We start from the raw sequence: 6,310 nt of genomic DNA on the forward strand, positions 1-6,310 counted from the left end.
GGAAGGGCGCGAACTTATTCTAGCCACCGCTCCTCACGCTGGGTTCCCTTCCTCTCCCTCCGGAGGGGGGAGAGGTGGCGCTGCGCAGCAGCGACGGAGTGGGGGACGGCTTTTCCGGCAGGCCAGAGGGGCGTGCTGCGTGACCCGCCAACGCCAGCCAATCAGCCAGATTTCCCGTCTCGCGCACCGCGCCAGCGGCACCGCCCCGGCCGACCGCATGGTGCCGGAAGAGACGCCGGTTGCGTTCTCCTTCGCCGGCACCACGCATGCGGTGATGATGGCGAGCCCAGCCGATTTCGAGGATTTCGCGCTCGGTTTCTCGCTAACCGAAGGCATCATTGCGCAGCCCGACGAGATCGAAGCGATCGAGGTCGAGGACCATCGTGCCGGCATCGACATCCAGATCCGGTTGAAGGACACCGCCAACACGCGTTTCGAGGCGCGGCGCAGGCGATTGGCCGGCCCGGTTGGCTGCGGGCTCTGCGGCATCGAATCCATCGAAGAAGCAATGCGCTCGGTCGACGCGGTTGGTGCGTCGAAACTTACACTTGATGCCGACGATATCGCCGCCTCGGTCAAGCTTCTGTCGAAAGTGCAGCCTCTGCACAGCGAGACCGGAGCGGTGCATGCCGCCGGCTTCTATGTGCCCGGCAAGGGCATCGTCATGGCGCGCGAAGATGTCGGCCGTCACAATGCGCTGGACAAGCTGGCTGGCGCGCTGGCCAAGGCCGGCATCGACGGCGCATCCGGTGCTGTCGTGGTGACGTCGCGCGTTTCGGTCGAAATGGTGCAGAAGGCGGCTTCTATCGGCTCGGCCTTCATCATCGCCGTCTCGGCGCCGACCGCATTGGCCATCCGCACGGCGCAAGAGGCTGGCATGACGCTGGTGGCGCTGGTTCGCGGCGACGATTTTGATATTTTCACCCACCCCGACCGGGTGGTTTGCGGAGTTGCCAAGCATGTCGCATGACGAAGAACACATCATGAGCACCAGCGAGAAGCTGGTGCGCATGGCGAACCAGATCGCCGATTTTTTCCATTCCAAGCCGCGCGAGGAAGGCATTGCCGGCGTCGCAGAGCACATCAACAAGTTCTGGGAGCCGAGAATGCGGCGGCAGTTCTTCGAGATGCTGGACGGCGGCGCCGCGGATTTCAACGAGTTGGTGGTTGCTGCCTCCGCCAGGATCAAGCGACCGATCACACCAGCCGAGGCCGACATCAGGCTCGGGCTCAAGGCTTCTCCGGCCGACATCGCCGCCTCGCAAAAATAGTCGTCGAGCCACGCCGACGTATATTCCTTATCGCTAAGGTTTGGGCTGCCCCGATCGGCGTTGCTCTGCTATGGTTTACGACCAGAAATCGTCAGGCCAGGCGGACAAACCTCGTGAGGCCGATCGAGACCCGATACGCCGCCCGCAGCGGCGATGTGCGGATCGCCTATCAGGTGGCCGGCCAAGGATCGTTCGATCTCGTCTTCGTGCCGGGCTTCATTTCCAATCTCGATCTGCACTGGGAAGACGAAGGTTATACCAGGCTCCTGAAGCGGCTTTCGGCGTTCTCGCGGCTGATCCTGTTCGACAAGCGCCGTGGCCGAGGTGGACCGTGTGGAGGCGGTCGCGATGTCGGCGATCGTGCGCCACTGGTCGACGATGCTCAACGGCAGCCAGGTCGATCTCGCGACCTTCAAGAAGCAGACCGACGACGTGTTCGCGGCCGTCAAGGCGAAGTCGCAGTGAAGAAATCACTGCCCGGCGGTGAACGCCGGGCAGCACTTCGACCATCAACCGCCCGATCGGAAGACGGGCCAATGGAGGATGAAATGCTGACCAAGACCCAAACAGTGAACGGCGCGGCGATCAAGAAGGCGATCGAAGGCCGTGACGGCAGGATGCTGTCGAGCTTCTATGCCGACGACGCGCTGGTGCGGGTGATCGACCGCAACAACCCGCCGAGCAAGCCGCGGGAGATTCGCGGCCGCGCGGCGATCAGCACCTTCTGGGATGACATCTGCAGCCGTGCGATGACCCATAAGGTCGACACCACCATCGCCGAGGGCGACAACCTCGCCTTCACACAAGCCTGCGCCTATCCGGACGGGACCAAGGTGTTCTGCGCCGCGACGCTGGAGCTGAAGAATGGGCTGATTGCACGGCAGACCGTCGTGCAGGCATGGGACGAGTAGGTCAACGGCGAAGCTGCCATCCCGATTGAATCGGGATGGGCTCTATTTCAGTGCTGGTGCCTGATCCCGATCGGATTCCACTTTTCGGGATCATGCCCCGGCTTCAACCCCGGAGGAGAAGACAATGTTCAGCGCCAGATGGCAGATCGACGCCAAGTTCGGACACAAGCAGACCGTGCTCGACCTGTTGAAGAAATGGGAACGCGAGATCGGCTCGCAGGTCGGACTCGCCGACCTCGAGTTCAAGATCATGACCGGCTCGATCGGCGCCCGGGAAGCGACGGTCGAGTCGCACCATCAGGTCGAGAGCCTGGCCCAGCTGGAGGCGTTCTTCGCCAAGATCGGCAAGATCGACGCGCACGCCAAATGGGGCAAGGAGATGGAGCCCTACGTCGTGTCAGGCACCAGCCTGTGGAATATCTACCGCATCGTGGAGTAGTGCGCTTCTCACCGATGAGGGGCAGAGCCAGCTTTGGAAGCGTCGCGCCGCCCCTCATCCGGCCCTTCGGGCCACCTTCTCCCCGTAAACGGGGAGAAGGGAAGGCACTAGCTATGCGCAACCATCACGTGCCGGACGGCGGTGTAGTCCTCGAGCGCGTAGAGCGACATGTCCTTGCCGTAGCCGGACTGTTTCAGCCCGCCATGCGGCATCTCGTTGGTCAGCATGAAGTGGGTGTTGATCCAGGTGCAGCCGTACTGGAGGCGCGCGGCAGTCGCCATGGCGCGCGACACGTCCTTGGTCCACACCGAGGATGCAAGGCCATAGTCGCTGTCATTGGCCCAGTTTACCGCCTCGTCGACTTCGGTGAAACGGGTGATCGAGACGACCGGCCCGAACACTTCGCGGCGCACGATCTCGTCTTCCTGCAGGGCGCCGGCAACGACGGTCGGCAGGTAATAGAATCCGGAGCCCTCGCCCGGTTTGCCACCGGTGGTGATCTCGATGTGCTTCAGTTCCGAGGCGCGCTCGACGAAGCTCGAGACGCGGTCGCGCTGGCGGCGCGAGATCAGCGGCCCGATCTCGTTTTCGGTGTCGTCTGGGCGATTGTACTTGATGGTCGAGACGGCTGAGGACAGATCGGCGACAAGCTTGTCGTAGATCTTCTTGCCGGCATAGATGCGGCAGGCGGCGGTGCAATCCTGGCCGGCATTGTAGTAGCCGAAGGCGCGCAGGCCGTTGACCACCGAGCGGAGGTCGGCATCGTCGAAGACGATGACCGGCGCCTTGCCGCCGAGTTCGAGATGGGTGCGCTTGACCGACTTGGCGGCCGCCTGCAGCACCTTCTTGCCGGTGGCGACGTCACCGGTGATCGAGATCATGTTGACCTTGGGATGGTTGATCAGCGTGTTGCCGACGCTGTCGCCGCGGCCGAGCACGACATTGACCACGCCTTCAGGCAGGATCTCGGCAAGGATCTTCGCCAGTTTCAAGGCCGTCAGCGGCGTCTGCTCGGACGGCTTGAAGACGACGGTGTTGCCGCCGGCGATCGCCGGCGCCAGCTTCCAGGCCATCATCATCAGCGGGTAGTTCCACGGCGCGATGGAAGCGACGATGCCGATGGCGTCGCGGCGGACCATCGAGGTATGGCCGGGAATATATTCGCCGGCGACGACGCCCGGCATCGAGCGCACGGCGCCGGCAAAGAAGCGATAGCAGTCGACGATGGCCGGGATCTCGTCATTGAGCACGGCGTTGACCGGCTTGCCGCAGTTCAACGCCTCGAGCGTGGCGAACTCCTTCGCGGCGGCCTCGATGCGGTCGGCGATCTTCAGGAGATAGCCGGAGCGCTGCGCCGGCGTGGTGCGCGACCACAGGAAGAACGCCTTTTCGGCCGCCAGTACCGCCGCCTCGATCTGTGCCTGGCTGGCCTCGGGCAGGTTGAGGATGGTCGCCCCGGTCTTCGGATTGAGGATGGGTTCCTCGGTTTCGGTGCCCTTCTCGAATTTCGAGCCGATCAGCATCTGGGTTTCCATCGGGTTCTCCTTGAACAGGAGCGAGTAGCGAATAGCGAGCAGCGAGCAGGTCTTGGCAGTCGGTTTCCCTATTCGCTATTCGCTACTCCCTATTCGCTGTTTTTCATTTCCCGCTTCCAGCGATCTGGTCGCCGTCGCGGGTGAGGTAATAGGCGGCAAGGATCGGCAGCAGCGTCACCAGCACCACGACCATGGCGACGACGTTGGTGACCGGGCGCTGGCGCGGACGGATCAGCTCTTCCAGCATCCAGATCGGTAGCGTCTGCTGCTGGCCTGCGGTGAAGGTGGTGACGATGACCTCATCGAAAGACAAGGCAAAGGCCAGCATGCCGCCGGCCAGCAGCGCGGTGGCGATGTTGGGCAGCACGACATGGCGGAAGGTCTGGAAGCCGTCGGCACCAAGATCCATCGACGCCTCGATCATCGAGCCCGATGTGCGGCGAAAGCGGGCGACGGCGTTGTTGTAGACGACGACGACGCAGAAGGTGGCGTGGCCTAGCACGATCGTCCAGAACGAGAACGGGATGTCGGCCAGCGAAAAGGCCGAGCGCAACGCAATGCCGGTGATGATGCCGGGCAGCGCGATCGGCAGGATGACCAGCAGCGAGATGGTTTCGCGGCCGAAGAATTTCGTCCGCGACACAGCCGCCGAACAGAGCGTGCCGAGGACGAGCGCTATCGCCGTCGAGATGGCCGCGACCCTGACCGACAGCGACAGCGCCTGCCAGACGTCGGGCCGGTTCCAGGTAACGGCGAACCATTGCGTCGTCAGCCCCGGCGGCGGCCAGACGAAACTCTTCTCTTCGGTGGTGAACGCGTAGACGAAGATCAGCAGGATCGGCAGGTGCAGGAAAAGCAGCCCGCAGGCGGCGGCCACCTTCAGGCTGAGGGGCGCGGATTGCGAGCCATCAGAGCGCATCGAAGGCCCCCATGCGCTTGGCGCCCCAGAGATAGAATCCCATGATGACGATCGGCACCACGGTGAAGGCGGCGGCGAGCGGGATGTTGCCGGCGGTGCCTTGCTGCGAATAGACCGCCTGGCCGATGAACAGCCGCGAGGTGCCGATGATCTGCGGGATGATGTAGTCGCCGAGCGTCAGCGAAAAGGTAAAGATCGAGCCGGCGACTATGCCCGGCAACGCCAGCGGGAACAGCACGTTGCGGAAGGTCTGTCCCGGCGAAGCCCCCAAGTCGGACGATGCCTCGACCAGATTGCCGGGCACGCGCTCGAGCGCCGCCTGTACCGGCAGGATCATGAAAGGCAGCCAGACATAGACGAAGACGATGAAGGTGCCGGTGAACGACACCGACAGCGAATTGCCGCCAACGACCGGCAGCGACAGCCAGGCGTCGAGTACCCACGACAGATGCAGCTTGGCGAGCAGCCAGGTCAGGATTCCTTCCTTGGCCAGGATAAGCTTCCAGGCATAGATCTTGACCAGGTAGCTCGACCACAGCGGCAGCATGATGCCGAGGTAGAACAGCGCCTTCCAGCGGCCGCGCGCATAGCGCGCCGCGTAGTAGGCGATCGGGAAGGCGACGACGGCCGAGGCCAGCGTGACCAGAGCCGCCATCGTCACCGTCCGCAGGATGATGTCGAGATTGGGGGCCTGGAACAGGTCGGCATAGGTCTTCAACGTGAACTCTCGGTTGATGAGGCCGGAAAACTCGTCGATGGAGAAAAAACTCTGCGCCAGGAGGGCGAATAGCGAGCCGATATAGACGATCCCGAGCCACAGCACCGGTGGCAGCAGCATGAGCAGCAGCAGGACCTTCGGCTTGCGCCAGAAAAGATCCGACAGCGCGCCTCGCAAGCCGCCGCTGCCCGGCAGGATGGCGGGGGTGGGATTGGAGTTGAGCGCGGCGATTGTCATCGGGCCGCTCTGTATTGCGGGAGATCATGAGACAGGTAGCGCTCTACGGCGCCCCCCTCTGTCCTGCCGGACATCTCCCCCTCAAGGGGGGAGATTGGCTGTCCATTCGGGTTTCGCCAATCTCCTACGTGGCAGAATTGGCGAGGCCGGGAAGCTACTGATCTCCCCCCTTGAGGGGGAGATGTCCGGCAGGACAGAGGGGGGGGCAGGGGGGCCAACACGCGGATACCGGGCGCGGAGACACCGGGAGATACGAGCGGGTGGTAGGGGGGACGCCCGG

At 63.5% G+C, this 6,310-nt stretch carries 8 protein-coding genes; 5 read left to right on the top strand and 3 right to left on the bottom strand.

Translation table 11 applies throughout. From position 1 onward, the window contains the following. Positions 1–139 precede the first annotated feature (139 nt). From fdhD to NKH57_RS33240, 5 genes are all read left to right on the top strand, one after another. On the top strand, positions 140–970 hold the full coding sequence (gene fdhD, locus NKH57_RS33220; protein ID WP_352950560.1) for a formate dehydrogenase accessory sulfurtransferase FdhD: 831 nt from the start codon (positions 140–142) through the stop codon (positions 968–970). Continuing rightward, positions 960–1,271: a formate dehydrogenase subunit delta gene (locus NKH57_RS33225; protein WP_352604019.1), complete on the top strand. Its 312-nt coding sequence runs from the start codon at positions 960–962 to the stop codon at positions 1,269–1,271. Before fdhD ends, NKH57_RS33225 begins: the two co-directional genes overlap by 11 nt. Before the next feature lie 315 nt (positions 1,272–1,586). Further along, positions 1,587–1,736 carry a hypothetical protein gene (locus NKH57_RS33230; protein ID WP_502907368.1) on the top strand — a complete coding sequence of 50 codons (150 nt, stop codon included), beginning with the start codon at positions 1,587–1,589 and terminating at the stop codon, positions 1,734–1,736. Positions 1,737–1,819: 83 nt separating this feature from the next. Beyond that, on the top strand, positions 1,820–2,182 hold the full coding sequence (locus tag NKH57_RS33235; protein ID WP_352950562.1) for a nuclear transport factor 2 family protein: 363 nt from the start codon (positions 1,820–1,822) through the stop codon (positions 2,180–2,182). Positions 2,183–2,306: 124 nt separating this feature from the next. Continuing rightward, the gene (locus NKH57_RS33240) at positions 2,307–2,621 is read left to right on the top strand and encodes a hypothetical protein (protein ID WP_023758227.1); all 315 of its coding nucleotides are present in this window, start codon (positions 2,307–2,309) and stop codon (positions 2,619–2,621) included. 107 nt (positions 2,622–2,728) lie between these two features. Here NKH57_RS33240 and NKH57_RS33245 read toward each other — a convergent pair whose 3' ends face one another. The 3 genes from NKH57_RS33245 to NKH57_RS33255 all read right to left on the bottom strand — a co-directional run bounded on the left by NKH57_RS33245 (position 2,729) and on the right by NKH57_RS33255 (position 6,030). Then, positions 2,729–4,156 (bottom strand): gamma-aminobutyraldehyde dehydrogenase, encoded by a 1,428-nt coding sequence (locus NKH57_RS33245; RefSeq protein ID WP_352950565.1) that lies wholly within the window; start codon positions 4,154–4,156, stop codon positions 2,729–2,731. A 103-nt stretch (positions 4,157–4,259) separates the two neighbouring features. Next, positions 4,260–5,075 (bottom strand): ABC transporter permease, encoded by an 816-nt coding sequence (locus NKH57_RS33250; RefSeq protein ID WP_023758230.1) that lies wholly within the window; start codon positions 5,073–5,075, stop codon positions 4,260–4,262. Then, entirely contained in the window at positions 5,065–6,030 is a 966-nt protein-coding gene (locus NKH57_RS33255; RefSeq protein WP_352950567.1) for an ABC transporter permease, read from the bottom strand. Before NKH57_RS33255 ends, NKH57_RS33250 begins: the two co-directional genes overlap by 11 nt. Between the last annotated feature and the right edge of the window lie 280 nt (positions 6,031–6,310).

Source organism: Mesorhizobium sp. M1050, from assembly GCF_040318715.1.
In the GTDB taxonomy this organism is placed as follows: Bacteria; Pseudomonadota; Alphaproteobacteria; order Rhizobiales; family Rhizobiaceae; genus Mesorhizobium.